Raw genomic sequence first — 24,360 nt, 5'->3', positions numbered from 1 at the left:
GACCGGCTCGCCTGCGCGCAGCGCCCGGGCGTGGAGCGGCTACACTGTGGGTACGAGGTCGCCTACAAGCAGGCGAACCACTCCAATCAAGCCCATACAAGATACATCATTGTATGGACTTGTGCATCTGCACGTATGGAAAAAACTGACCGATGACGCCACCTGCCGCCGGCCGCCGCCTGAAACACCCCAATCGCACCTGGGTTCGCCCCTTCCGCGAGGGCGCCGGCCCGCTGTACCTGCAGATTGCCCAGCAGGTGCGCGAGGCGGTGGATGACGGCGTGCTGCGCCCGGGCGACCGCCTGCCGCCGCAGCGCGACCTGGCCCAGCAGGTGGGCGTGGACCTGACCACGGTCACCCGTGCCTTCGCCGAGCTGCGCCAGGCCGGCCTGCTCGACGCCCAAGGCGCTGGCGGTACCTTCATCGCGCTGTCGGCCGGCAACCGCAGCACCTCGGTGGACCTGAGCATGAACATCCCGCCGCTGCTGGGCAGCGCGCCGTTCGCACAGGGCATGGAGGCCGGTTTCCAGCACGTGGGCCAGCAGCTGGGCCAGGGCGAACTGATGAGCTACCACGTCGGCGCCGGCACCCGCGAGGATCGCGCCGCCGCGGTGCAGTGGCTGGCGCCGATGCTGGGGACGGTCGGTGCCGACCAGGTGGTGATCTGCCCCGGTGCGCAGACCGCACTGTGCGCGCTGATCCTGGCCCGCACCCAGCCGGGCGAGCTGATTGCCGCCGAGCAGCTGACCTACCCGGGCCTGCTGGCCGCCGCGCGCGTGCTGCAGCGGGGCGTGGTGCCAGTGGCGATGGACGCCGAAGGCATGCTGCCCGACGCACTGGAGGAGGCCTGCCAGCTACGCCGCCCGCGCCTGCTGTACCTGGTACCGACCATCCAGAACCCGACCACAGCGACGATGTCGGCACAACGCAGGCAGGCCCTGCTGGCGGTCGCCAAGCGCCACGACCTGACCGTGATCGAAGACGATCCCTACTGGTTGCTGGCCGGAGACGCCGCGCCGCCGTTGGCCGCGCACCGCGATGCCGGCTGCCCGGTCTATTACATCTCCACCCTGTCCAAGTGCCTGGCCCCGGGCCTGCGCACCGCCTACCTGGTGGTGCCGGCCGGCGAGCCGATGGAACCGGTGCTGGATGCGCTGCGCGCGATCGCACTGATGCCGACCCAGTCGATGGTAGCGGTGGCCTCGCAGTGGATCCGCAGCGGCCAGGCCCAGGACATGGTGCAGCGCTTCCAGCAGGAACTGCGCGAGCGCCAGGCCATTGCCGCCCGTTACCTGCCGGCCCGTGCCCAGGCGCATCCGGCCGGCCTGCATGTGTGGCTGCCGCTGCCGCCGCGGCTCGACCAGTACCGGTTGATCCAGGCCGCACAGGAGCAGGGGCTGGGCATTGCCAGCTCCGATGCCTTCAGCGTGGAAGAACCGCCGCCGGGCAATGCGATCCGCCTGTCGTTGGGCGGCGCAGTCGACCAGGGCGCGCTGGCCGGGGCGCTCGCCAAGCTGAACGAGATCCTGTCCGAGGCCCCCGAGGCACGCCACAACGCCATCGTCTGAACGGGGCGCATGGCGCTTTATCCATACAAGATGATATTTTGTATGCAATGTATGGATGAAGGGACGTGCATCGATGCGCGCCGAGAAACTGAAGTTCCACCTGGTGATGGCCGGGTGCGGCGGCTTTGTGGTGCTGATGCTGGCCGCGCTGGCCTGGGTCTGCCTGCAGCCGCAGACCGTGGATGTGCAGGCCGCCGAACGCCACGCCATCGAGCAGTGCGTGCAGCGCAGCGAGGATCCGTCGCGTAGCGAGATCCAGCGCCGCGCGCAGGCCGATTCCTGCCGCGAGATGCGCAAGCAGTACGTGCACAAGTTCGGCCGGGAAGATTCCTGATGGGCGCAGCCGCGCCGCGTCGCCGCTGGCTGCTGCCGACGATGATCGCCCTCGCCTGCCTGTTCATGGCCGGCGTGGCAGCTGCGTTGTGGCAGTACTTCGGCTACAGCGCGCAGTCCACCTTCACCGAACAGGCCATCGTCTTCGACGATTCGCAGCTGCGCCTGCCGGCCGATCTGGCCGGTGATACCGGCCGCATCCGCGTGGTGCATTTCTGGGACCCGGCCTGCGGCGTGTGCAACCGCGAAACCGGTGCGCACCTGAGCTACCTGATCAGCATGTACCGCCGCGCCGGCATCGACTTCTATGCCATCCGCCGCCCGGGTACGCAGGGCGAGCTGCCCGAGCCACTGCGCAACAAAGTGATCAACCTGCCGACCATCGATGGCATCGAACACATCCCGGCCAGCCCCGCCGTAGCCATCTGGGATCGCCAGGGCCACCTCGCCTACGCAGGACCGTACAGCATCGGCATGGTCTGCAACTCGGCCAACAGCTTCGTCGAACCGCTGCTGGACAGACTGGTGCGCGGCGAGACCGTGCGCCCGAAAGGACTGCTTGCCGTGGGCTGCTACTGCCCGTGGCAGGCCAAGCGCTGAGGACGCGCAATGACATCACTGACGCTGGCCGGCGTGGCCGCCGCAAACAACAACGGCGGTCACCTGTCCGAACCGACCGATGGTTATGGACAGGCTCCCGCCGTTGGAAGCAACGATACGCCCCGACATGCTCCGTACATGCCGCGACCGGATGTCGCAGCCCGCGAATGGGTGCAGGACGTACTCGCGCACAGCGGGCCGATCTACCTGCGCATCGTCAACTCGCTGGAACGCACGGTGCGCCGCGGTGGTCTCGCACCGGGACAGCGCCTGCCTTCGCAACGCGCGTTGGCGCAGCAGCTCGGTATCGACCTGACAACGGTCACCCGCGCCTTCGATGAAGCACGCAAGCGTGGCCTGATCGAAGCGCGTGGACCACAGGGCAGTTTCATCGCACCGCCCAAGGCCGGCTTCGACCAAGTGGTGGACCTGAGCATGAACGTACCGCCAGTGCCCGACGCCGATGCGCTGGCCGAGACGCTGCGGCGTGGTGCGGCCGCCGTACTCGCACGCAGCAACGCACCGAACCTGATGACCTATCACCTGGGCGGCGGCAACCCCACCGACCGCCACGCAGCGGCGCGCTGGCTGCAGCCGATGCTGGGAAAGGTGGACGATGCCTGCCTGCTGCTGACCGAAGGTGCACAGGTGGCGCTGGCGTCGATCCTGGTCAGCCAGGGACGCGACGACGACGCGATCCTGTGCGATGCGCTGGTCTATCCGGGCCTGCTGCAGGCGGCCGCCGCACTGGGTCGGCGCTTGCTGCCGGTGGACAGCGACGAGCACGGCATGTGCCCCGAGGCGCTGGCGCGGTTGGCACGCGAAAGCGGTGCGCGGCTGGTCTATCTCAATCCCACCTGCCAGAACCCGACCGCACTCACCCTGCCGCTGCATCGGCGCGAAGCGCTGGCGCGCGTGCTGGAAAGCGAACGACTGCTTGCGATCGAAGACGATCCGTACTGGCACCTCACCGAGGAGGCGCCGCTACCGCTGGCAACACTGGCACCGCGTCATGTGTTCTACGTGGCGACGCTGTCGAAGGTGATCAGCCCCGGCCTGCGCACCGCCTTCGTGCGTTGTCCGAGCGCGGCGCATGCCGAGGCGATGACGGCTGCACTGCGGGCAACGCGGTTGATGGGCCATCCGCTGGTCTCGGCGCTGGCCAGCCAGCTGCTGCTGGATGGTTCGGCGCAGTCACTGCTGACGCAGGTGCGCACCGAGGCGCGCGAGCGCATGCGCATGGCCCGCTACCTGCTGGCGCCATCGCTGCTGCAGCGGGCTGAAGGCCTGCATGCCTGGTGCCGCGTGCCGGCGCCGTGGACCGATGCCACGCTGGTGCGCACCGCGCAACTGCAGGGGCTGGCGATTGCACCGTCATCGGCGTTCTGCCCGCCGGGGGTACAGCATCAGAACGGGGTGCGGTTGTCGCTGGGGCTGGCGGCGGACCGTCGGCAGCTGGAAAGTGCGCTGCGGCGGATTGATCGGCTGTTGTTGTCGGATGCGTTGCCGGCGATCGAGCGGTAGGTCTGGTAGTGCCGGCCGCTGGCCGGCAATGGCATGCACGGATCATGCGGTGTGGGTGTTTTGGTCTGTTTTTTATTGGGTGGGGCCGGCCCCCGCCCCGCCACTACCCCAATGTCACCAGCGCCTGCCCCAGCGCATCCATCTGCTCCGGCTGCTGCAGCGCGCGGAAGGTCCGCATGCCTGGTGCCGGATACCGGCGCCGTGGACCGACGCCACGCTGGTACGTACCGCACAGCTGCAGGGGCTGGCGATCGCGCCGTCATCGGCGTTCTGCCTGCCGGGGGTATCGCACCAGAGCGGCGTGCGGCTGTCGTTGGGGCTGGCGGCGGATCGCCGGCAGCTGGAAAGTGCGCTGCGGCGGATTGATCAGTTGTTGCTGTCGGATGCGTTGCCGGCGATCGAGCGGTAGGCGCAATGCATCCACGCCATGCGTGGATGTGCGCTGGACCTGGTAGCGCCGGCCATGCCCGGCGGAAGATTCCCCGGCACGGACGGAATGTGCCAACCAAGGTTGGCACCCACCAAAGCAGGGTCAGGCCAGGGCGTCCAGCGCCTGCACCAACGCATCCATCTGCTCCGGCCGGGTGAACACCGACGGCGTCACCCGCACACACGCGCCAGACTCCAACCCGTCGCGATGGGTGGTGAACACGCGATGCTCATCCAGCAGCCGCTTCTGCAGCGCGATGTTGTCGGCCACGCTGGTACGCCCGCGCAGGCGGAAGCTGGCCAATGCGCTGGCCAACGCCGGGTCCGGCGAAGACAGCACTTCGATGTGCGCCATCTGCCGCGCCGGCAAGGTCCAGCGCTCACGCAGGTAGCGCAGGCGCGCCTGCTTGTTGGCCACGCCGATGCGCTGATGCAGGGCAATCGCCTCCGGCAGTGCCAGGTAGGCGGCGAAGTTGACCGTACCGGTATGCACGCGGCTGCCCACGCGGCCATCGTCGGCTTCACCCATGTAGGGATCCAGGTCGGCCACACGCCCCTTGCGCACGTACATCGCACCGACGCCCACCGGCGCACCGATCCACTTGTGCAGGTTGATGCCGACGAAATCGGCCTTCAGCTGCGGCACCGCGTAGTCGATCTGGCCAAACCCATGCGCGGCATCGACGATCACATCGATACCGCGCGCTCGCGCGCGTTCGGCGATCTCCGCCACCGGCAGCACCAGCCCATGGCGATGGCTGACCTGGGTCAGCAGCACCAGCTTCAGGCGTGGCAGCCGCGCGAATGCGGCCTCGTAGGCCTGCAGGATCTGCGCGTGGTCGGGCACGGCCGGCAGCGCGATACGCTCGACCTGCACGCCGCGACGCTGCTGCAGCCAGCGCATCGCGCCGATCATGCTGTCGTAGTCGATGTCGGCGTAGAGCACCTGGTCGCCGGGCTGCAGACGGTTGTAGCCGCCAATCAGGGCCAGCATCGCCTCGGTGGCGCCGCGGGTCAGTGCAATCTCGTCGGCACCCACGCCCAGCAGCTCGGCCACCTGCCGCTGCACCGCCATGTACTGCGCCGGGAACTCACGACGGCCGTACCAGGCGTTGCCACGGTTCACTTCAGCGGTGTGGCGCTGGTAGCTCGCCAGCGTCTCGCGGCCCATCGCGCCCCAGTAGCCGTTCTCCAGGTGGTTCACTTCATCGGTGATATCGAAGTGACTGGCCACGGAGGCCCAATAGCCTTCATCGCGGGCCAGCACGTCCGGCGCCACGGTCGTTGCGGGAATCTGCATGGGCGCAGCGTAACGCGTGGCAGCCATGGCGGGCAGTGAAGACAGTGCGGCTGCGGCGGGCAGCAGGGTGCCGGCACGCAGCAGGGAGCGGCGCGTGCGGTCCATCAGAAGCTCAACCGGTACTGCGCGTACAGGTTGGCACCATCGGTGTCGTACGGCGCGTTCCGCGAGTAGACCAGGCCGCGGCTGGCCTGGAACACCGCCTCATCCGGATAGCGGTCCAGCACGTTGTCGGCCCCCACGCGCAGGCTGTGGTGCTCGTTGATGCGATAGCCCACGGCCAGGTCGAGGAAGCTCATCGCGCCGAAGCGCTGGTAGATATCGCCCACCGCATTGCCGCTGGCGTCGGTCCAGGCACCGTAGTAGCGCATGCGCGCCATCAGCGACCAGGCGCCGACATCCCAGCTGCCGGTCAGGCTGCCCTTGTGCTCGGGCAGGCGGTCTTCAAACAGCACGCGCTGGGTCTCGTTGGTGGCCACCGAGGTGCTGCCGTTGTCCACGCGGGTGCGGTTGTAGTTGTAGGCCAGGGTCAGCGTCATGCGACCCGCGCCGAGGTCGCGCAGGTAGTTGCCGACCACGTCCACGCCGGTGGTGGTGGTATCGAAGTCGTTGGTGAAGTAGTTCACCGAGGTATAGCCCAGCGGATTGGGAGTACCAGCCGGAATGGCGAAACTGGCCGACTGGCTGAAGCGGTCGGTGAGCTTGATCTGGTAGACGTCGACCGAACCGGACAGGCCCAGGTCGGTGCGCCAGGTCAGGCCCAGCGACGCGGTACGCGATTCCTCCGGCTTCAGCGGCCTGGCACCGAGCAGCTGCGCCAGCGGATCGTTCGGCGACAGACGACCACTGGTGAAGATCTGCAGCGTGCGCGTATCCAGGCCTTGGGTGGTGCTGGTGGTGTTGAGCTGCGCCGGGGTCGGTGCACGGAAGCCAGTGGACACCGTACCGCGCAGGGCTACGTCCGGGGTAATCGCGAAACGCGCCGAGAGCTTGCCGTCCAGCGTGCTGCCAAAGCTGGAGAAGTCCTCGTAGCGGCTGGCTGCACCGATGCTCCAACGCTCACCCACTGGCACTTCCATATCCACGTAGGCGGCCTTGCTGCGCTGGCTCCACTGCCCGGCCTGGCTGGCCGAGAAGCCCGGCGCGCCGTTGGAGTTGGCTTCCAGGCCCGCCGCTGCGCCCGGCCCCACCGCGTACGAAGCCGGATCACCCGCGCGCACCTGGTAGGTCTCCTGGCGGAACTCACCACCGAAGGCGACGTTGATCGGCTTGGACAGCGCAGCCACATCCCACTCGTAGTTGAAGTCGGCGTTGGCGTTCTTCTCGGTCTGGGTCAGGCGGCCGAGATCGAATGCGGTCGGGCTGGCCGGGCCGAGCGAGGCGTTGATGGAGTTCTTCAGGCTGTAGTCGATGGCGTTGCGGCCATACGAGGCGCTGACATCCCAGCGCAGCTTCGGGGTGATCTCGCCACGCAGGCCACCGACCAGTTGCAGGTCGTTCTGGACGTTGCCGTACTGCGGGCTGAAGCCCACCGGATAGATCGAACGCAGGTTCCAGCCGGGGAAGATCGCCGTGGTGCGGTAGGCACCGGTGGTGGTGTCCGGATTGCGCCAGTTGAAATCGCTGACGCCATCGCTGTGGCTGTACAGGCCGAACGCATACAGCTCCAGCGTGTCATTGGCATTGGCTTTCACGTTGAAGCCGACACGGCGGCTTTCCAGTTCCGGCTGGCCCCAGCGCTGTACCGGGTTGGGCACGTCCAGATCCGGATGCGCGGCCTGGAAGGCAATGGCATCGGGGCGTTGGCGGGTGCGCGAGGTGGCGTCGGAGTTGGACGATTCGGCGAACAGCACCAGGCTGCCGTAGTCACCCAGCGACCAGCCGGTGCGTGCGCTGAAATCGCGCGAGGCGCCATCGCCCTGCGCGTACTGCGAGTAGCCGGCGGTGATCTCGGTACCGGGGCCATCCTCGAGAATGATGTTGATGACGCCGGCGATGGCGTCCGAGCCGTACTGCGCCGACGCACCATCGCGCAGCACTTCGATGCGCTTGATCGCACTGGTCGGAATCTGTGCCAGATCGGCCGCCTGCGCGCCACGGTTGCCGAGCAGCGCGCTGCGGTGGAAGCGACGACCGTTGACCAGCACCAACGTCTGATCCGGCGACAGGCCACGCAGCGTGGCCGGGCGCACGAACACCTGACCGTCCGCCATCGGCAGGCGCTGCACCACGAACGACGGCACCAGCTGCGCCAGCACGTCCTTCAGGTCGGTGGATTCAACGGACTTGATATCTTCCTTGGTGAACACGTCCACCGGCGCCAACGTTTCGAACTGGGTGCGGTTGGAGGCGCGGGTGCCGGTGACCAGCATCGCATCGAGCTGGGTGGGCGCCGCACGGCTGCCCGCCGGGGCATCGACCGCATCGGCCTCCGCTGCGATCGCGCCTCCTGCGCTGGCCATGGAAAGGGCGAGGAGGATGGAACGCGAAAGCTTCGAACGATGCACGGCAGGGCTCCGGGAGGACGCGACAGGGCCAGCACCTGCAGGGATATCGCAGGCCTGGACAAGGCGCGCAGTCTCGGCGCGATCTGTGAAGGAGCCATGACGTCAGTGCGACAGCTTGATGCCGCTTGAGCGCAAGAACTGCTAAACGCGCTGCCTGCCGATCCGCTACTGTGCCCGGCATCGGAATCGGGGAACGGCTGGATGAGCGCGGCAGGCAAGGCGTTGTGGTACATCGAAACCCATGCGGACCAGCCGTTGGCACTGGCCGATATTGCCGCTGCGGCGGGGCTGTCGCCGTTCCATCTGTCGCGCCTGTTCCAGGCCCGCACCGGCACCTCGGTGGTGCGTTATCTGCGGGGACGGCGCCTGACCGCTGCCGCGCAGCGGCTGGCCAACGGGGCGGGCGACATCCTGCAGGTGGCACTGGGCGCGGGCTACACCACCCATGCCGCGTTCACCCGCGCCTTCAGCGAACAGTTCGGGCAGACCCCGGAGCGGGTACGCGAACAAGGCACCGATGGGCTGGCGCTGGTGCAGGCGATCCGCGTGGACGATGCGCCGACTGCCTGCGGTGAAGCGCCGCGCCTGCTCGATACCCCTGCCTTCCAGGTCGCGGGTATCGGCATGCGGCATACCCGCGACAGCGGCGGTGCGATACCCGGACAGTGGGCGCAGCTCAACCGGGAATGGCCGACTCCGGCACCGATCAGCTTCGGCGTGTGCTGCAACAGTGATGACGATGGCGGCTTCGACTACATCGCCGCACTGCCGGCCAGCGCGGTGCCGAGCGTACCTGCGCACTGGCAACGCGTGGACATTCCGCCGCGTCGCTACCTGGTGGCCTGGCACGGCGGGCACATCTCGACCATCCGCTCGACCTGGTTCTGGCTGCTGGATCACTACCTGCCCGGCTCCGGGCTCAGCCTGGCCGATGCCCCCGATCTGGAACGCTACGACATGCGTTTCGATGAGCACAGCGGCAACGGCGGCGTGGAAATCTGGCTGCCGGTGGACGAACGCCCACGCTGACAAGGAGTTGAGGATGCGCATGACAGCCACTGTGATGGGAATGATGCTGATGGCCTCCGCGGGGGCCGCCAGCGCTGGCGAGCCTTGGAAAGCAGGCGAACGCCACGGCACCACCACAGTGGCCAGCGCCGCGGTTCGCGATGCGCAGCATCGCGACGCCCTGCGCTACACGGTCTGGTATCCCGCGCCCGCTGGCAGCACGGAAACCGCCCTGACCATCGGTCCGCCCGATGCGCCGCTGTTCGACGTCGGCCGCTCAGCCACGGATGCCCCGATCGCGGGCAAGCGCCTGCCGACCCTGCTGCTCTCCCACGGCAACGGCGGCAGCGCGCGCATGATGGGCTGGTTGGGCACGGCATTGGCGCGCGCCGGGTATCTGGTAATCGCGGTCGATCATCCCGGCAACAACGGCGTGGACGAGATGACCCTGCCCGGCAGCGTACTGAGCTGGTTGCGTGCGGATGACCTGCGCGCGGCACTCGCTGCAGTACAGGCCGATCCGCTGCTGGGTCCGCATGTCGACCCTGAGCGACTGGGTGTGGCCGGGTTCTCGGCCGGAGGCTACACCGCGCTGCTGGCCGCCGGTGCACGCCCCGACCTGCAGCGGCTGTTGGCCTTCTGCCGCGCGCACCCGGATGACGGCGTCTGCCGGCCACAACAGGAAACCGCCACGCACACGATGGACGCGCGTGTTGCCGCTGCGGGCTCACCCGCGATGTCTCCCTGGATCTCCCACGCCAACGACTCGCGCGCGATCCCCGGCGTGCGTGCGGCATTCCTGCTGGCACCCGCGATCGTGCAGGCGTTCGCGCCCGAGCAGCTGTCCTCGCTGAGGCAGCCAGTGTCGATCGTGCTGGGCGAGGCTGACACGGTTGCGCCACCGCAGAGCAATGGCGAGGCTGCACAGACACTGATTCCGGGCGCTGTGCTGCAGCGTCTGCCGGATGTCGGTCACTACGACTTCCTGGCGGCCTGTACAGCGGTTGGTGTGCAGAGGCTGCCCGAGCTCTGCAGCAGTTCGGTTCCGAAGGCGGACACCCACGCGCAGGCAGTGGATGCCGCGGTGCGATTCTTCGCCGAAGCACTGCGGTAGTGGCCGCCGGGCATGGCCCGGCGCTACAGTGGGCGCATCCACGGAGGATCGGCCATGCGCCTGCTTCACCTCACCCTGCCAGTGTCCGACGTCACCACCGTCGCCGCGTATTTCCACGATGTGCTGCAGCAGCGCGTGGTCGGCAATCACGTGCACATCGGCTGGAGCACGATCGAACTGCAGCCGGCGGCTGATCATCCGGTCGGTGGCGTGCACCTGGCCTTCAACGTACCGGACAACCGCTTCAGCGAGGCGATGACCTGGTTGCGTGAGCGCACGCCGCTGCAACGCAATCCGGCGGGACTGGACTACTTCGCGCTGGAGAGCAGCTGGCAGTCGCAGTCGGTGTACTTCACTGGTCCTGACGGCCTGATCCTGGAACTGATCGGCCGCCGCCGTTTGCCGGCCAGCGCGCGCGAAGGTGCGTTCCACGGCAGCGAACTGACCTGCCTGAGCGAAGTCGGCCTGCCCAGCCACGATGTCGACGCTGTGCGCGAACATTCCAGCCTGCGGTTCGGCCTGCAACCGATCAGCCCGCCGTCGCCGCAGTTCGCGCCGATGGGCGACGATGAGGGCCTGCTGATCGTGGTTGCGGCGGATCGTCGCTGGTTCCCCGAGCAGAAGGACCTGCCGAACGCGCGCGGCTTGCAGCTGCAGGTCGGCGACGTGGCCGGCCCGGGTGTTGTGGAGGACGCCTCGCTCGGCTGGCGGGTGCAGGCGACCTGAACTACCAGCTGCCGGACGCGCCGCCTCCGCCGCTGCGGCCGCCGCCTCCAGACCAGCTGCTGGAACTGCTCGACGACGAACTCGACGAGGACGACGAACGGGACGACGTGCGTTCGCGGGAGGATGAAACCCGGCCACGTGCGCGCTCGCCCGGCAGCATGGTGAACAACCACACGAAGTACAGCAGTACGCCGCACACCCCGGACACGATCATTGCCAGCAGCCGTGGATCGTCACCTTCGGCACGATGGATCGCCAGCAACGCGCCCGCGGCATAGCCGAGGGTCAACAGCACCAGCACCGTCATGCGCACGACGAAGCTGCCGCGATTCTTCTTCCAGCGTGTGCGGCAGGCCTGCACCAGCAGGAACACCATCAGGGTGACAACGCCCGCGGCGGACTGCAGCAGCAGGTGTCGGGCCAGGCTCGGTGGCAGCTGGCCACGAAGCAGCGCCTGTACCAGGAAGACTGCGCTGAGCACCAGCATGCCGGACAGGACGACGCGCACCCCGCGGCTGCGACGCCAGCACCAGCCGAGCAGGGCCGCCACCGGCACGCCCAGCACCATCACGAAGCACAGGCCCGGCAGCAAGTGGCGTGGCAGCAGCAACGCCACGGACAGCGCGCCTGCGGCAATCACCCCTGTCAGCAGCATCGGACGCCCCCAGGCCGGCAAGGTCGGCCAGGTTGGTTTTGGTGCCGATGCATTGGCGGCCAGTGCCTTGCGCCGCCGCTCCCGACGGCTGCCGCTGAAATCGTCCTCGATCTTCGCCGGCGGGAGGGGCGGCGGCGAGCGCCACAGCCCGGCCAGGAAACCGGCCAGCAGGGTCAACGCCACCACCGAGTCTGCACGTCGCCAGTCCGCAGGCAGCACGTTGCTGGCCGACGGTTCTTCCCATGCCGGCAGGTCCTCGCCATCGATCAGCGCCACCATGATCTTCGTGCCATCGAGCACGCCCTGGTCGACATCGCCCTCACGGAAGCGCGGCACGATCGCGTTGTCGATGATGCGAGCGGCGTACGCGTCCGGTAGCGCTCCTTCCAGGCCATAGCCGGTCTGGATGCGCACGCGGCGGTCCTGCACCGCCACCAACAGCAGCACACCATCGTCGACACCGGCGCGCCCCAGCTGCCACTGATCGAACACCCGCTGTGCATAGGCCTCGATGCCTTCGCTGCCCACGCTGGGTACCACCAGCACCTGCAGCTGTGCACCTTTCCGCGCCTGCAGCTGCAGCGCCTGCCTGCGCAACGTGGCGCGGGTGTCGGCGGACAACGCGTTGGCGGCATCCACCACCGGATCGTCCAGCGCAGGTATCGGGGTGACCGCCAGCGCTGCCATCGGCAGCAGGCACAGCAGCAACAGCAGCCACACGGTGGCGGCCGCCTGCTGCAAGGGGCGCGCCGGGTTCACGTACCCTGCCCTGCCTCGATCTGCGCATGCAGCGCCTGCAGCTGCGCCGCCGTCTGGTTGAACACCTGCAGATCGGCATCCACCAGGGCCGCCCAGTCAGGCGCGTGCCCCAGCAGTTGCGCCACCTGCTCGCTCGGCGCGCGGTCGAAGCCCTCGCCAAGCACGGCAAGATAGCGCTCACGGAACCCTTCGGGGTCGCGCTGGTCCTGCACGTACAGCTGCACGGCCAGCAGCCCCGCATACAGGTAGTTCACCAGATAATTCGGGTCTTCATACATCAGGCGCTTGCCGATCCAGGTGTTGCGCAGCTGCGGGTAGCGCTCCGGTTGCTGGCCGAAGCGCGCCAGCACCTGCCCGGTCAGCGCGTCCAGGTCATCGGCGGTGCCCAGCGTGCCGGCGGCCACGCCCCGATAGATCGACTGCTCCAGCTGCGCTTCCTCGGAAGAGGTGAACAGCTGCAGCACCATGTCGTCCAGCAGCGATTTCAGGTAATAGGCTTTGGCGCGCGGATCCTCTGCCTGCTGGTACAGCTGGTCGCGGAAGCGCAGCTCGTTGTAGATCGCGAACGCCTCGGTCAGCCACTGGCTGCCATTGCGCTGCAGCGGCGACGCATGACCGCGCTGCATCCACTCGCCGTGCACGGCATGACCGGCTTCATGGGCGATCTCGACGTCGCTTTCCAGATCACCACGGCGCAGGCCAACGAACAGCATTGCCGGCACACCGGGAGCGCTCACCGGGAACGCGTCCTGGCTGCGGTCACCACGTTCGGTGGCCAGATCCATGCGCTGGTTGGCCGGATCGAGCAGCGCGCGCAGTTCGGCGACGTACGCCGGCCCCAGGTGCTGCATGGCATCGGCGGCATTGTCACGCAGCTGCGTCAATGTCAGCACTGGTGGCGTATAGCCGGCATCGGGCACGGTGGTATCCCAGATCTGCGGCGCGTCGATGCCGGATCGCGCAGCGTGGCGCAGCAGCATGTCCTGGTAGGCACGGCGGTCCCCGGCGTGCTGTTCGATCGCCACCAGCGTTGCATCCACTGCGGCAGTATCCAGGCCCATGCGCTGGTAGCCATATGCCGGCGCCGAGCCGTCACCCTGCAGGCGTGCGGCGGCGTCATTCACCTGCACCAGCCCCAGCAGCACCGAGGCCATCGGCTCACGGCGCGAGTGCAGCCCCTGCCAGTAGCCCTTCCAGCCGGCCTCGCGCAGGGCGCGGTCGGGCTGCTGGGCCAGCAGCTGCTTGTCGCGTCCGGTGTCCCAGTGACGACCGCCGTGCTCGATCTGCGGATACTCGGCGCTGCGCAGGATCTGCCCGCGCAGGCGCGCGAAGCTGTCCAGCGCCGGATCGGCCAGTGCCTCCACGGCCTCATCCAGCGCGGCGTTGGCCGGGGTGGCAGCCTCCTTCAGCGCCCGAGTGCGCAGGAAGCCATACGGTGCTGCCCACGCCGCATCTGCGGGCGCCTCGCGCAGTGCGGCGCGACCACTGCGAGCGATGCGGCTGCACAGCCCCGCTGCCTGCTCCATCGCCTGTGCCGGGCGAAGATCGCGCGCGTTGCGGGCGGACTGCAGATGCAGGTAGCCGAGATGCCGCAGGCACTGCGCCTCCAGTGCCTCGGCCTGCTGGAAGCGTTCCGCCGGTGCGAGGGTGGACGCCTGCTGCAGGGCCTCGACGCGCTTGCCCAGCGCGTCGCGCGCGGTCTGTTCGGACGCGGCGCTGGCGAAGTAGGTGCGGTCATCGGCATGCACCGACTGTGCCTGCGCGCCGCTGAAGGGGGCTATCGCCAATACGGCGGCAATGGCGGCGGTGGTGGTGCGCTTCCTGAAAGCCTGCATCGGCGTCTCCCTGCCTGGACCAGGGATCGAGCCTAGCAGCCGCTGGCCCGCCGCGCCTGTGCCGGATCAGCCATCAGATCGACTCATCCTCACGCTTGACCAGCGTCCAGCACGGCGCCTGCGCAAAGGTATAGGTCTGCTGGTCGCTGCTGTCCGGCGTACGGATCTGCACCTGCCGCTGTCCATCGGCCAGGAGGCTGACCTGCATTTCGCGGCCCTGCCCGGCCAGTGCGGCGGGATCAGGCATCACCGGCCACTCGACATCGGCCAGCGCCAGCCGGCTTTCCACCTTGCGCGGTTCCGGCTCGGCCTCGGCATCGATGTAGCTGTCCAGCAGCGGATCGGCGGTGGCTTTTTCCTGCAACGCGATCTCGTTGCCGAAATGCTTCAGGAACGTATCGAATTCCGGGTAGGGGCAGTCACCGCGTGCAGCCACAGCTGTGGGCTCGGCGGGGGTGGTCGCCAGCGCCGCTGCGGCAGGTGAGGCTTCGGTCGCGGTCTGCGGTGCCTGCGGCACTGGCGCGCAGGCAACCAGCACCACGGCGCAGGCGAGCATCAGCACTGCGGCAGAACGGTATCGACACATGGGCTCATCCTGAATCCGGTCCGGTCGCTCCATGCTACCGCGCACCCTACAATTCAGGCATTCCGCCTGTCCGAGAATGCTCATGCATCGCCTCCTGCTCCTGATCGGCCTGCTGCTGCCCGCCCTGTGGCCGGCGGTGGCGAGGGCCGTCGATGTCCACGAAGGCGACCTGCTGTTCGTCACTGCCGGCCGCAGCGGTCTCAGTGCGGCCATCGACGATGCCACCGGCAAGCAGGGCGCGCCCAGCTTCGATCACGTCGCGCTGGTCGCTTCCGCGCCGAAGGGCTGGGAGGTATTGCATGCAGACGAGAAAGGATCGCGCCGGCAATCGCTGGTCGAATTCCGCCAGGAAGCGCGCGCCAAGCAGCGGCAGATCGTGGTCTATCGCCTGCGCGTGCCGCAGCAGGCAGCGATCAAGGATGCGGTCGCCACCGCGCGCACGATGCTGGGCAAGCCGTACAACACGTCGTATGTGTTGAACGAGGACAGCTACTACTGCTCGGACTTCATCGAACGCGCCTTCCGTGCGCACCACGTGTTCGCATTGCAGCCGATGAATTTCCGTAACCCGCAGACCGGGGAGATCGCCCAGCACTGGATTGATCTGTACCGCGGCATGGGCATGGAGGTGCCGCAGGATCAGCCCGGCACCAATCCGAACGACATGTCGGCGGCGCCGGTGTTGCAGCGCATCGGCATGCTGGAATAAGCAAAGCCCCGCACGGGGCGGGGCTTCGCCGGTCACGTTGCACATGCAACGCGGTCATTCTTCTTCGTCGTGTCCGCCCTGCTGCTGGTTCTGGTTGCGCTTCTGCTGTTCCTGCTGCTGTTGCTGCTGCTGGTCGCGGCCACGGCCCTGCTGCTGATCCTGCTGGTTCTGCTGGCCCTGCTGTTTCTGGTTCGGGTTCTGGTTCTGCTGTGCCATGTCCGATCTCCAAAGCCACTCGCGGAATGCGGTGGACGTGGCCATCGTCTGCAGCGAATGGTTAATCACGCGTGGGTGGGCGGCTACATCTGTGTGTACGCCTGTGAATGAACGCGCAGAAGCCCTTGTGGCACAAGCGGCTGAAGGATTCATGCGGGTTCGGCATGTGCTCATGCCATCGTCAGCCTGCACGCATTCATGGCGTTCGCCGCCGGAAACACGCGCTGAACAAGGTTGGCTTCCCAACGCACGCAGGGAAGCCAACCCTGCTTTCAGGGCATCACCGGTGGCACATACGCCAGGGTCATGCCCAGCAGCCACAGCAGGCCCAGCACCAACGGAATGTGCACCAGCAGCTGGATGAAGGTGAAGCCCACGATGTCGCGTGCCTTCAGGCCCAGCACGCCCAGCAGCGGCAGCATCCAGAACGGGTTGATCAGGTTCGGCAGCGCTTCGGCCGCGTTGTAGACCTGCACCGCCCAGCCCAGGTGTGCCTTCAGTTCGTTGGCGGCCTGCATCACGTACGGCGCCTCGATGATCCACTTGCCACCGCCGGAGGGCACGAAGAAGCCCAGCACCGCCGAATAGACGCCCATCACCAGTGCGAAGGTATCGGTGCTGGCCACGTGTACGAACAGGCTCGACAGGCGGTGCGCCAACGTCTGCCCATCGCCGCCGGCAGCATGGGTGAGGATCATCGCGATGCCACCGTACAGCGGGAACTGGATCAACACGCCGGTGGTGCTGGGCACCGCCTTGGCCACCGCGTTGAGGAAGCTGCGCGGCCGCCAGTGCAGCAGCAGGCCCAGCGAAATGAACATGAAGTTATAGGTATTGAGGTTGGCGATGGCGGTGACCACCGGCTTGTTGGCGAACTCGTTGAACAGCCAACCGAGCGCCAGCAACGAGAGCAGCACAGTCAGCAGCGGGCTGTATTCCAGCCACTCACCCGGGCGCGTGCGGCGCTGCAGCGGTTCCGGCTCGGCCTGCGCGGCGCCGGGGAAATCCTCAGCGGTACGCGCACTGCCGGCAGCCGGTGCGGTCAGCCAGGCGATCAGCAGCGAAACCAGGATCAGCACCGAGGTCAGCGCGATCGACTGCCACAGGAAGATGGTTTCGGTGAACGGCAGGACGCCGGTGATCTCGACCAGTCCCGGCGGCATGCTGGCCGGGTTGGCCTGCAGCTGCGCGGCCGAGGAACTCAGCCCCATCGCCCACACCGCACCCAGACCGAGATACGCCGAGGCACCGGCCGCGCGGTAGTCCATGCGCAGTTCGGTACGGCGCGCCAACGCGCGCACCAGCAGGCCGCCGAACACCAGCGAGAAACCCCAGCTGAGCAGTGAGGCGAGCATGCTGACCAAGCCCACGTACACCACCGCACCACGGCCGGTGCGCGGCACCCGGGCGAGGAAATCGATGAAGCGTGCGACCACCGGTGCAGTGGCCACGGCATAGCCACCGATGACCACGAAGGCCATCTGCATGGTGAAGGGAATCAGGCTCCAGAAGCCATCACCGAAGGCGCTGGCGGTGGCCTGCGGGGTCGAGCCGAAGCCCATCGCCGCCAGCGCGACGATGACCACGCCCAGCACCGCAAACACGTACGCATCGGGGAACCACTTTTCCGCCCAGGCGGCCGAGCGCAGCGCAGCGCGCGCCATCCAGCCGTCCTGTACTGCTGCCGTCGAGGCCATCGCCTACCCTCCCAGGTTCGATGGATCGATTCTGGGCGGTGAGGTGCAGGCTGTCAGCCACCTATTGGTCGTAGGTGGCGGAATGGTAGTGCCGGCCGCTGGCCGGCAACCTCGGGATCGCACACGGGTGCAGCCGGCCAGCGGCCGGCTCTACCTCACCCTGGGCTCAACGCAGCGCCAGGTCCACGGCGATGCCGGCGAACAGCGCGGCGCCCACCCAGTTGTTGTGCAGGAACGCCTTGAAGCACGGGCCGCGCTCGCGGTTGCGGCAGATCCAGAACTCGTACACCACCAGAACGGTGGCCACCGCCACGCCGGCCAGGTAGTACCCACCCAGCCCGCCGCGCACGCCGACCAGCGCCATGGTGGCCAGGAACAGCGCGTACAGCACGCCCTGGATGACCAGGTCGAGATCACCGAACAGGATCGCGGTGGAGTGCGAGCCCATCTTCAGGTCGTCCTCGCGGTCGACCATGGCGTACCAGGTGTCGTAGGCGGTGGACCACAGGATGTTGCCGGCATACAGCAGCCAGCCCAGCATCGGCACCTCGCCCTGCACGGCGGCGAACGCCATCGGGATGCCCCAGCCGAACGACATGCCCAGGTAGACCTGCGGCAGATGGGTGTAGCGCTTCAGGTACGGGTAGCTGGCGGCCAGGAACACGCCGATGAAGCTGAGGCCGATGGTCAGCCCGTTCAGGGTCAGCACCAGGCCGAACGCCACCAGCATCAGCACGGCGAACAGTGCCAGCGCGGCACGGCCGCTGATTGCGCCGGTGGCCAGCGGGCGCGCCTTGGTTCGCTCCACGTGCGGATCCAGCCAGCGGTCGGCATAGTCGTTGATGACGCAACCGGCCGAGCGGGTCAGCCACACGCCGGCGGTGAACACGAACAGGGTCCACAGCGGCGGCAGGCCGCCCGCAGCCAGCCACAACGCCCACCATGTGGGCCACAGCAGCAGCAGCGTGCCGATCGGGCGATCAGCGCGCATCAGACTCCAGTAATGCCGCCAACGCGGCGTCGCCGGCGACTGCGGCGAAATGAGGGGGGTATCAGCCATGGCGATAGGATACTCCTGCCCCTCCGGCAGGGCTTTGCCGGTGGGGGGAGATTTGTTCGGCGAAACTGGATAGAATGCCGGTCCCGCACCGCCTCATGGCGCTGCGATGCCCGCCCCGGCACTGGTCGGTGGCGCGGCGGTTCTACAACGCGCCCGTAGCTCAGCCGGATAGAGTAGTGGCTTCCGAAGCCATTGGTCGGGGGTTCGAATCCCTCCGGGCGCGCCATCTTCCCCTGCTCGTACCCGTCACTCCGGGCCTCTCGCTTGCGCTTCCACGTCAACGCAGCTCAGGAGCGAACGGCATCGAGCGATGTGCGCAACCTTGAAGATCGCGCACGACGATGGAAAGCTCCTGCCCTTTCTGCACCGCACCGGGCAGGAAGGCGCCCTTGCCGTCGTACAGGAAGGTTTCAATCTCACCTCGTGCAACCATCAGGTCCGCAGCCGGCGGCTTGAGCTCTTCCAGAACAACACTGAAGGGACGCCAGGCAAGACCGTGTTCGTCGCGGATATCGGTCGATACCGCGTGTGCATGCGCCTGCCGATCCACGCTGGCCAGTGGCAGTCGTAGTGCCTGCGATCCCTCCGTACTGATCTGGAACCTGCCAAGGACCACGGCATCCACAGTTTCACTGCCGATGTAGGTGATCGTGGCCTCGGGGCACTGCACGGCATCGGCTGGGTGCGATGCACACGCGGCCAGGCTTGCGGTCAGGAGGGCAATGATCGGCCGGATCATGGGCTGGCACCTGGCACGTCGCTACCCTGCCCAGCGTTTGCAGCAGCGCGCGTAGTGGAAGCACCCGGCCTGCGCGCGTAGCTGTAATCCGGATCGCGGCAGGCGCGCATGATCGGACTTCGTGCGTGCCTGATTACGCCGGGGAACCAGCACAACGCCAGCACCACGGCCCAGATCACAGCCAACCAGAACCATCGGCCCAAGGCACAGGCCCAGATCATGGGCAATGCAGCCAGCAGCACGATGATCTGCGTATGCAGCAGGTAGAGCGTGTGCAGGCCCAAGCGGGGATCCGAGCGCAGCATCACGCCACATCCCCTGCATGCCGTCTTCGCCTGCCGTCTCGATGCGGAAAGCAGCGGGAATCGCTGCCCGGCAGCGCCGCAAAGTGGACAGGTGAAGGTCAGCAGGCGCATCAGGCAAGCTCCTCTCTGTCGATTGACATCAACTGCCGGGCACGAAGCCGAGCCTAGCATGGGCCTGTTAGGGGGCGCCGCAAACAGCAACGCCGGGCATGGCCCGGCGTTGTGTTCGAAACAGTCGAGCATGGCTCGACTCTACAAGAGCGAATCAATACTTGCCGTCAAACGCAAAAATCGGCTTACGCTGCTTCCACGCACCAGCGGTGAAGTCCGGGAACTCCAACGTCTGGAAGCTGTTGGCGATCGACTGCTCGCTGAGCGGCGTGATCGCACTCCAGGTCACCGCGTCATAGATATCGATCGGCATCGGTGCCTTGGCCTTCAGCGCCTCGACAAACGCGTGGATGACGAACCAGTCCATTCCCCCATGACCGGCGCTGGCAGCGGTCTCGGCATTCTGCTTCCACAGCGGGTGCTCGTACTCGTCCTGGTACTTCTTGAACTCTTCCCACTGGTGCGGCGGGCTGCGGCCTTCGATGTGGATCGAATGGTTCACATCCATCCACAGGCCCTTGGTGCCCTGCACGCGGAAGCCCATCGAGTACGGGCGCGGCAGCGAAGTGTCGTGCTGCAGCAGGATGGTCTCACCGTTCTCGCAGGCCAGCGTGGTGGTCACGATGTCGCCCAGCTTGAACTTCACCTTGGTGCTGGGGTGGGTGGTGCCGCCACTCTTGGCCACGGTGTATTCGTGCAGGCCACGCGCCTTGGTCGCGAAAGCGTTGATGTGGGTGAAGCGATTACCGCGGTTGATGCCGGTGTACATCGCGCACGGGCCGATGCCGTGGCTGGGGTAGAGCTCACCATTGCGCTCCACCGAATGCTCGGTGCGCCAGCGGGCTTCGCTCCAGCCCTTGGGACCGAACTCCACGCCGCTGTCGTAGGGCTGGTTCGGGTCACCGGAATTGAACTTAACGCCGCGCAGGTCGTGCTGGTAGCCGGCCTGCAGGTGCACCAGCTCGCCGAACAGGCCCTGGCGCACCATCTGCAGCGCGGCCATCACGTCACGGCGGTAGCAGACGTTCTCCAGCAGCATGTACGGGGTGCCGGTGCTCAGCTGGGTCTTCAGCACGTCCCAGTGATCCTGCAGGGTGATGCCGGCCACTACTTCACAACCCACTGCCACGCCGGCCTGCATCGCAGCAATCGCCATCGGCGCGTGGTACTCCCACGGCGTGGCAATGATCACGCCATCAATGCCCTTCTGTTCCAGCAGGCGCTTCCAGGCATGGGTGTCGCGGTCCTGGCCGTAGGTCTTCGGTGCCGGCTTGCCGGCCTTGCTGACCATCTCCACGGCGCGGCCAAGCATGATCGGCTCGATATCGCAGACGGCGACCACCTCGACGTCGTCGCGGCGCACCAGTTCCTTCAGCAGCACCAGGCCACGCATGCCGGTACCGATCATGGCCAGGCGCACCTTGCGCCCGCGTGCCCATGCCGGGGTCTGCGGCAACAGGCTGCTGGCGGCGACAGCGGCGCTGGCCGCGATGAATTCCCTACGCTTCATGGCAAACATCTCTCCTCTTGGCAGCGTGCCGGCCGCAGCCGGCACGCCAGGTCACGCAAACGGAATTACTTGAACCGGTAACCGACAGTCACACTGTAACCACGACCGAAGATCGTTGCGTAGTCACTGGAGTCACCCAGGAAGCTGTTCGGATCGTAGAACGGCAGGCGGTTGAACAGGTTCTTGACCGTGAAGCTCAGATTCCACGCATCATCCGGGCGCCAGGTGACGCTCATGTTGGCGGTCCACCACGACGGTGCACCGTCGCACTTGCTCTTCTGCAGGGCCAGGTAGCCGCCGGTGCAGGTTTCCTTGTTGTTGCTCTTTTCGTCGACCTGGTCGGTGGCCCACTTGGTGCCGCCCACATAGTTGACGAACATGCTGGTGGTGACCTGCTTGTAGGTCCAGTCGGCGTTGAGCGTGGCACGCAGGCGCGGGTTGTTGTAGTAGCCCACCACGTCGCCGTAGTACCAGCCGCTCGCTTCGTCCATGTAGAAGCGGTTTCGGTTGGCGATGGTGGCAGCCAGACCGATGTTCAGGTTGCCCCAGTCACCCAGCGAGAAGCGGCTGCGCGCGTCGATGTCGAAGCCGTCGATCAGGGTCTTGCCACGATTCTTGTACTGGCCCACCACGCTGGCCACGTTGCCGGCGGAATAGCCTGGCAGTGCCGACGGGCAGTTCACGCCGCTGGCCGGGTCGGCACACATCGCCGCCAGCTGCGCCAGGTTGGCCCGGTCGCTGTCGGTGATCGGCGAACGCGACGAGGAGATGATGTCTTCCATGCGGCGGTAGTCCGGCGCGACGATTTCATTGTCGCGGTAGATGAACCAGTAGTCGGCCGACACCGACAGCCAGGTTGCCGGCTCGTAGACGAAGCCGAGGGTGGCGATCTTCGCCTTCTCCGGCTTCAGGTCCTTGTTCGGCTGGGTCATGCGTGCCACGGTGCGACTGCAATCGACGTTCAGCATGGTCTTGCCCAGATCGACATCGCCCGGCCGCTGCGACTTCAGCAGCAGGTTGGCGATGGCGTTGGTCTCGTTGCAGCGCAGCTCGTCACGGTAGCCGCCGAGCTGCGCGAACACGCCGCCGTTGCCGGATTCGGCCAGGCTCGGTGCACGGAAACCGGTCGAGTAGGTACCGCGCAGCATCAGCTGATCGAACGCCTGGTACTTGAAGCCGATCTTCGGCGCGACGTTGGCGCTGAAGTTCGGGTACTTGTCCACGCGTACCGCCGCGTCCAGTTCCAGCTTGTCGGTGATAGGCGCCACGGTCTCGGCGAACAGCGCGTAGGTGTTGCGCTTGCCGTCGAACCAGGAGCCGCCCTGCTGGGTGATCAGGCCGTTGGCCGCATCGGCGTTGCCCGGGGTATAGAAGGTCTCACGGCTGGCATTGAAGCCGAACGCGGCACGCATCTCACCAGCCGGCAGCTGGAACAACGGGCCTTCGATCTTGCCGTCCAGGGTGTGCAGGCGGGTCCACGACTGGATATCGAAGGTCGGGAACGCTTCACGGATCAAGGCAGCGTTGGCTTCACTGATCTCGCCGAACTTGTACGCCGGGTGGTCGGAGATGATCACGCGGCCGGTACCCGGATCGATCGTGTACGGACCGAAGGCCTTCTCGAAGCCCTTGGTGTTGACGTTGATCGTCTGATAGGTGGTGGAGTGGGTACCCGCACTGGCGAACGCGGTCTCCCAGTTCCAGTCACCCCTGCTGCCGCGTGCACCGGCCAGCACGCGGTAGCTCTTGTCGGTGTTACGCTGGCCGAAGTAGTTGGCGCCGGCATCCTGCAGCAGGTAGTTCAGGCCGACCACACCGCCCATCATCGCCTTCATCTGCGGGCTGGCGTGGTTGTACTCGTTGTTCGGGCCCAGGAACGGGTACAGGAACTGGTTGACGTTGTTGCCGGTGTTGCGCGAGAACCAGCTGGTCGGGTTGCCGGTGGTGGTGCCGTAGGTGCGCGGCGTGCCGCCATTGGCGCGCAGGTCGATGTCGGTGTAGGTCGCCTCGGCGAAGATCTCGGTGCTGTCACCCACCAGGAAGGTGCCGTTGAGGTAGGCGGTGTTGCGCTCGGACTTGGCGCCGGCATCGATCTCGTTGTTCATCCAGGTTTCCCAGACGCAACGCGGACCGGCCGCTTCACTGGTCAGCACGTTCTTGCAGCCCGGCGCAGCTTCCTGCACGCGGCGGCCAGTGACCGGATCGAAGGCGAAGTAGCTGCCCGGGTTGAACTCGCCCGGCTTGCTGCCCACGCCCAGGCGCAGGTCGTTGAGATAGTTCGGCTTGTTGACGTAGTACTGGTCAGGCCGCTTGTCGTAGAAGTCGCTCAGCGGAATCGCGTCGCGGCGGTACATGTTCACCGCGCCGTAGATGTTGAAGCGGTTCTCGGTCAGGTCGCCGAAGCCGGCGGTGATGCTGGCCTGGCGCTCGCCGTAGGAGTCGATGCGCGAGGAGGTGTCGTTGGTGAAGCTGACCTCGGCGCCCTGGAAGTTGCGCTTGGTGATCACGTTGATCACGCCGGCCACCGCGTCGGTGCCGTACACCGCCGAGGCGCCGTCAGTCAGCACTTCCATGCGCTCGATGGCCGCAGCCGGAATCGCATCGATGTTGACGAACTGGGTCTGGAATCCTGCCGGCGCACCGTAGTACGACAGGCGACGGCCGTTCAGCAGCACCAGCGTGCCCTGTGCGCCGAGGCCACGCAGGTTGGCCTGCGAGGCACCATCGGAGCCGGTGAACAGCGAACGCGCATCCTGCTGCGCCGGGCGTGCGGCCGGCAGATTGTCCAGCACCTGCAGCAGCGTGCGCGCACCCATGTTCTGGATGTCCTGCTTGCTGATCACCTGCACCGGCGAGGCGGTTTCAACGTCGGTGCGGCGGATGTTGGAGCCGGTGACCTCGATGCGGGCCAGGTCGGTGGCCTTGTCCTTGCTCTCCTGGGCGAAGGCAGGAACGGTGACCGACAACAGCACGCCGGCAATGGCCAGCGTCAGCGGAGCGATCGAACGACAGGGGGGGCGGTGGTGGCGGGCGGGCAACATCGGGGTTCTCTCCTGGCAGGGGTGCGGC

The 24,360-nt window shown here is 66.9% G+C and carries 20 protein-coding genes, 1 tRNA gene and 1 pseudogene; 10 read left to right on the top strand and 12 right to left on the bottom strand.

What is annotated here, in order from left to right:
* The first annotated feature begins 152 nt into the window (after positions 1–152).
* The 5 genes and pseudogenes from ABE423_RS06275 to ABE423_RS06255 form a co-directional block, all read left to right on the top strand.
* Complete coding sequence (locus tag ABE423_RS06275) at positions 153–1,568, top strand: PLP-dependent aminotransferase family protein (protein WP_253144114.1); 1,416 nt, start codon at positions 153–155, stop codon at positions 1,566–1,568.
* Positions 1,569–1,623: 55 nt separating this feature from the next.
* A complete protein-coding gene (locus ABE423_RS06270) occupies positions 1,624–1,902 on the top strand; it encodes a hypothetical protein (protein ID WP_005414763.1) in 279 nt (92 codons plus the stop codon).
* Complete coding sequence (locus ABE423_RS06265; protein WP_012481503.1) at positions 1,902–2,501, top strand: DUF6436 domain-containing protein; 600 nt, start codon at positions 1,902–1,904, stop codon at positions 2,499–2,501. The genes ABE423_RS06270 and ABE423_RS06265 overlap by 1 nt, the downstream gene beginning before the upstream one ends.
* Positions 2,502–2,510: 9 nt before the next feature.
* Complete coding sequence (locus tag ABE423_RS06260; protein WP_346485392.1) at positions 2,511–4,025, top strand: PLP-dependent aminotransferase family protein; 1,515 nt, start codon at positions 2,511–2,513, stop codon at positions 4,023–4,025.
* A 151-nt stretch (positions 4,026–4,176) separates the two neighbouring features.
* A pseudogene (locus ABE423_RS06255) lies at positions 4,177–4,434 on the top strand (PLP-dependent aminotransferase family protein); the annotation flags it as partial.
* Between the two features lie 123 nt (positions 4,435–4,557).
* On the opposite strand, the gene ABE423_RS06250 reads toward ABE423_RS06255, so the two are convergent.
* Both ABE423_RS06250 and ABE423_RS06245 read right to left on the bottom strand, forming a co-directional pair.
* Positions 4,558–5,859 (bottom strand): aminotransferase class V-fold PLP-dependent enzyme, encoded by a 1,302-nt coding sequence (locus ABE423_RS06250; protein WP_125895551.1) that lies wholly within the window; start codon positions 5,857–5,859, stop codon positions 4,558–4,560.
* Positions 5,859–8,261 (bottom strand): TonB-dependent receptor, encoded by a 2,403-nt coding sequence (locus ABE423_RS06245; RefSeq protein WP_293792190.1) that lies wholly within the window; start codon positions 8,259–8,261, stop codon positions 5,859–5,861. The genes ABE423_RS06250 and ABE423_RS06245 overlap by 1 nt, the downstream gene beginning before the upstream one ends.
* 201 nt (positions 8,262–8,462) lie before the next feature.
* On the opposite strand from ABE423_RS06245, the gene ABE423_RS06240 reads away from it, so the two are divergent.
* The 3 genes from ABE423_RS06240 to ABE423_RS06230 are packed head-to-tail and all read left to right on the top strand — an operon-like array spanning position 8,463 to position 11,109.
* Positions 8,463–9,290 carry an AraC family transcriptional regulator gene (locus ABE423_RS06240; RefSeq protein ID WP_125895553.1) on the top strand — a complete coding sequence of 276 codons (828 nt, stop codon included), beginning with the start codon at positions 8,463–8,465 and terminating at the stop codon, positions 9,288–9,290.
* A 13-nt stretch (positions 9,291–9,303) separates the two neighbouring features.
* Positions 9,304–10,383 carry an alpha/beta hydrolase gene (locus ABE423_RS06235; protein ID WP_346485390.1) on the top strand — a complete coding sequence of 360 codons (1,080 nt, stop codon included), beginning with the start codon at positions 9,304–9,306 and terminating at the stop codon, positions 10,381–10,383.
* A gap of 54 nt (positions 10,384–10,437) precedes the next feature.
* Positions 10,438–11,109 carry a VOC family protein gene (locus ABE423_RS06230; RefSeq protein WP_346485388.1) on the top strand — a complete coding sequence of 224 codons (672 nt, stop codon included), beginning with the start codon at positions 10,438–10,440 and terminating at the stop codon, positions 11,107–11,109.
* 1 nt (position 11,110) lies between these two features.
* On the opposite strand, the gene ABE423_RS06225 is transcribed toward ABE423_RS06230, so the two are convergent.
* The 3 genes from ABE423_RS06225 to ABE423_RS06215 form a co-directional block, all read right to left on the bottom strand.
* Positions 11,111–12,451 (bottom strand): TPM domain-containing protein, encoded by a 1,341-nt coding sequence (locus tag ABE423_RS06225; protein ID WP_346485401.1) that lies wholly within the window; start codon positions 12,449–12,451, stop codon positions 11,111–11,113.
* Between the two features lie 68 nt (positions 12,452–12,519).
* Positions 12,520–14,358: a M3 family metallopeptidase gene (locus ABE423_RS06220; protein ID WP_180837684.1), complete on the bottom strand. Its 1,839-nt coding sequence runs from the start codon at positions 14,356–14,358 to the stop codon at positions 12,520–12,522.
* A 73-nt stretch (positions 14,359–14,431) separates the two neighbouring features.
* Complete coding sequence (locus tag ABE423_RS06215; protein ID WP_346485386.1) at positions 14,432–14,944, bottom strand: hypothetical protein; 513 nt, start codon at positions 14,942–14,944, stop codon at positions 14,432–14,434.
* Positions 14,945–15,026: 82 nt separating this feature from the next.
* On the opposite strand from ABE423_RS06215, the gene ABE423_RS06210 reads away from it, so the two are divergent.
* Positions 15,027–15,653: a YiiX/YebB-like N1pC/P60 family cysteine hydrolase gene (locus tag ABE423_RS06210; protein WP_346485384.1), complete on the top strand. Its 627-nt coding sequence runs from the start codon at positions 15,027–15,029 to the stop codon at positions 15,651–15,653.
* Between the two features lie 54 nt (positions 15,654–15,707).
* On the opposite strand, the gene ABE423_RS06205 is transcribed toward ABE423_RS06210, so the two are convergent.
* From ABE423_RS06205 to ubiA, 3 genes are all read right to left on the bottom strand, one after another.
* Positions 15,708–15,869 carry a hypothetical protein gene (locus ABE423_RS06205; RefSeq protein ID WP_010482135.1) on the bottom strand — a complete coding sequence of 54 codons (162 nt, stop codon included), beginning with the start codon at positions 15,867–15,869 and terminating at the stop codon, positions 15,708–15,710.
* A gap of 272 nt (positions 15,870–16,141) precedes the next feature.
* Positions 16,142–17,566 (bottom strand): TIGR00366 family protein, encoded by a 1,425-nt coding sequence (locus ABE423_RS06200; protein ID WP_346485382.1) that lies wholly within the window; start codon positions 17,564–17,566, stop codon positions 16,142–16,144.
* A 166-nt stretch (positions 17,567–17,732) separates the two neighbouring features.
* The gene (gene ubiA / locus ABE423_RS06195; RefSeq protein WP_111178112.1) at positions 17,733–18,626 is read right to left on the bottom strand and encodes a 4-hydroxybenzoate octaprenyltransferase; all 894 of its coding nucleotides are present in this window, start codon (positions 18,624–18,626) and stop codon (positions 17,733–17,735) included.
* Between the two features lie 149 nt (positions 18,627–18,775).
* Here ubiA and ABE423_RS06190 point away from each other — a divergent pair.
* A tRNA-Arg gene (locus ABE423_RS06190) sits at positions 18,776–18,852 on the top strand.
* Positions 18,853–18,903: 51 nt separating this feature from the next.
* Here the strand turns inward: ABE423_RS06190 and ABE423_RS06185 are convergent.
* The 4 genes from ABE423_RS06185 to ABE423_RS06170 all read right to left on the bottom strand — a co-directional run bounded on the left by ABE423_RS06185 (position 18,904) and on the right by ABE423_RS06170 (position 24,332).
* Entirely contained in the window at positions 18,904–19,365 is a 462-nt protein-coding gene (locus tag ABE423_RS06185) for an adhesin (protein ID WP_125895559.1), read from the bottom strand.
* Positions 19,362–19,781, bottom strand: a complete 420-nt coding sequence (locus ABE423_RS06180) for a hypothetical protein (protein ID WP_125895560.1) — start codon at positions 19,779–19,781, stop codon at positions 19,362–19,364. Before ABE423_RS06180 ends, ABE423_RS06185 begins: the two co-directional genes overlap by 4 nt.
* Before the next feature lie 154 nt (positions 19,782–19,935).
* Positions 19,936–21,291, bottom strand: coding sequence for a Gfo/Idh/MocA family oxidoreductase (locus ABE423_RS06175; RefSeq protein ID WP_125895458.1), 1,356 nt, complete (start codon positions 21,289–21,291; stop codon positions 19,936–19,938).
* 65 nt (positions 21,292–21,356) lie between these two features.
* Entirely contained in the window at positions 21,357–24,332 is a 2,976-nt protein-coding gene (locus tag ABE423_RS06170) for a TonB-dependent receptor (RefSeq protein ID WP_346485379.1), read from the bottom strand.
* Positions 24,333–24,360 lie beyond the last annotated feature (28 nt).

Source organism: Stenotrophomonas sp. TWI1409 (assembly GCF_039673015.1).
GTDB classification, from domain to species: Bacteria; Pseudomonadota; Gammaproteobacteria; order Xanthomonadales; family Xanthomonadaceae; genus Stenotrophomonas; species Stenotrophomonas maltophilia_A.
Note: the sequence above shows the minus strand (reverse complement) of the source record. Positions and strands in the feature narration are given on the sequence as shown.

Bases quoted from the DNA above. Each gene is read 5' to 3' on its own strand.
- ABE423_RS06275 (WP_253144114.1), top strand. From the start codon at position 153: ATGACGCCACCTGCCGCCGGCCGCCGCCTGAAACACCCCAATCGCACC.
- ABE423_RS06270 (WP_005414763.1), top strand. From the start codon at position 1,624: ATGAAGGGACGTGCATCGATGCGCGCCGAGAAACTGAAGTTCCACCTG.
- ABE423_RS06265 (WP_012481503.1), top strand. From the start codon at position 1,902: ATGGGCGCAGCCGCGCCGCGTCGCCGCTGGCTGCTGCCGACGATGATC.
- ABE423_RS06260 (WP_346485392.1), top strand. From the start codon at position 2,511: ATGACATCACTGACGCTGGCCGGCGTGGCCGCCGCAAACAACAACGGC.
- ABE423_RS06250 (WP_125895551.1), bottom strand. From the start codon at position 5,859: ATGGACCGCACGCGCCGCTCCCTGCTGCGTGCCGGCACCCTGCTGCCC.
- ABE423_RS06240 (WP_125895553.1), top strand. From the start codon at position 8,463: ATGAGCGCGGCAGGCAAGGCGTTGTGGTACATCGAAACCCATGCGGAC.
- ABE423_RS06235 (WP_346485390.1), top strand. From the start codon at position 9,304: ATGCGCATGACAGCCACTGTGATGGGAATGATGCTGATGGCCTCCGCG.
- ABE423_RS06230 (WP_346485388.1), top strand. From the start codon at position 10,438: ATGCGCCTGCTTCACCTCACCCTGCCAGTGTCCGACGTCACCACCGTC.
- ABE423_RS06225 (WP_346485401.1), bottom strand. From the start codon at position 12,451: ATGGCAGCGCTGGCGGTCACCCCGATACCTGCGCTGGACGATCCGGTG.
- ABE423_RS06220 (WP_180837684.1), bottom strand. From the start codon at position 14,358: ATGCAGGCTTTCAGGAAGCGCACCACCACCGCCGCCATTGCCGCCGTA.
- ABE423_RS06215 (WP_346485386.1), bottom strand. From the start codon at position 14,944: ATGTGTCGATACCGTTCTGCCGCAGTGCTGATGCTCGCCTGCGCCGTG.
- ABE423_RS06210 (WP_346485384.1), top strand. From the start codon at position 15,027: ATGCATCGCCTCCTGCTCCTGATCGGCCTGCTGCTGCCCGCCCTGTGG.
- ABE423_RS06205 (WP_010482135.1), bottom strand. From the start codon at position 15,869: ATGGCACAGCAGAACCAGAACCCGAACCAGAAACAGCAGGGCCAGCAG.
- ABE423_RS06200 (WP_346485382.1), bottom strand. From the start codon at position 17,566: ATGGCCTCGACGGCAGCAGTACAGGACGGCTGGATGGCGCGCGCTGCG.
- ubiA (WP_111178112.1), bottom strand. From the start codon at position 18,626: ATGGCTGATACCCCCCTCATTTCGCCGCAGTCGCCGGCGACGCCGCGT.
- ABE423_RS06185 (WP_125895559.1), bottom strand. From the start codon at position 19,365: ATGATCCGGCCGATCATTGCCCTCCTGACCGCAAGCCTGGCCGCGTGT.
- ABE423_RS06180 (WP_125895560.1), bottom strand. From the start codon at position 19,781: ATGCGCCTGCTGACCTTCACCTGTCCACTTTGCGGCGCTGCCGGGCAG.
- ABE423_RS06175 (WP_125895458.1), bottom strand. From the start codon at position 21,291: ATGAAGCGTAGGGAATTCATCGCGGCCAGCGCCGCTGTCGCCGCCAGC.
- ABE423_RS06170 (WP_346485379.1), bottom strand. From the start codon at position 24,332: ATGTTGCCCGCCCGCCACCACCGCCCCCCCTGTCGTTCGATCGCTCCG.